At 64.4% G+C, this 458-nt stretch carries 1 protein-coding gene; it reads left to right on the top strand.

Annotated elements, in window-relative coordinates; genetic code table 11:
- Positions 1-458, top strand: a 458-nt coding sequence (locus AWU74_RS11005) for an alcohol dehydrogenase catalytic domain-containing protein (protein ID WP_162505108.1), incomplete at both ends; no start/stop codon positions are given.

Genomic DNA, 458 nt, shown 5'->3' with positions numbered 1-458 from the left:
CCGACCTACGCATCATTTCCGGTGAGAAAACCGCCGGGGTGCGCCCCGAGGTCACCCTCGGTCACGAGATCGCCGGAAGGATCGCCTCCCTCGGCGAGGGGGTGGAAGGACTGGTTGTCGGGCAACAGGCAACTATCTCCATCGTCGTCTCCTGCGGCACCTGCCGGGCTTGCCTCGCAGGACGGGAGCACTTATGTAGCCACTGCGAGCTCGTCGGTTACGGCCTTGATGGTGGCCTCGCGCCGTGGTTGTGTGTGCCAGCCCAAGCGGTCTCTCGCGGCAACATCATCCCGGTAGCTACGGAGATACCAGCTACGCGGCTGGCCCTGGCGGAACCTCTCTCCTGTGTTCTTAACGGACATCGCCGTCATGGCGGGGTGAACCCTGGGGAGACTGTTGTCATCATCGGCGGCGGGGCTATCGGCCTGCTTCATACCGCGCTCAACCTGGCATGCGGG

This window comes from Treponema endosymbiont of Eucomonympha sp., from assembly GCF_001028545.1.
This window is presented reverse-complemented; position numbering and strand designations above follow the sequence as displayed.